Genomic DNA, 255 nt, shown 5'->3' on the forward strand with positions numbered 1-255 from the left:
GGCATCGTCTCGAGGTACGCCTGCGCGTCGTCGAGGAACGACCGGGCGTAGTCGGCGGTGCGGTCGACCACGCGCGCGGACGACTCCCGGTTCTCGGGGTGAACGACGCGCTCCTGATCGACCCCCTCCGCCTCGAGCCACTCGGCGGGGAGGTAGACGTTGTTCTCCTCGGTGTAGTCGTCGTAGACGTCCTTGGAGACGTTCACGAGCTGTAAGAGGAGGCCGAACTCCTCGGCGGTCTCCCGCAGGCGCTCC

General features: G+C 67.8%; 1 protein-coding gene. It reads right to left on the minus strand.

What is annotated here, in order from left to right; genetic code table 11:
• Positions 1-255 (minus strand): squalene/phytoene synthase family protein (locus EXE44_RS19140; RefSeq protein ID WP_158293522.1); only part of this gene is annotated, 255 nt, incomplete at both ends.

Origin of the sequence: Halorubrum sp. SS7, from assembly GCF_005435055.1 — an archaeon.
Lineage (GTDB): Archaea > Halobacteriota > Halobacteria > Halobacteriales > Haloferacaceae > Halorubrum > Halorubrum salinarum.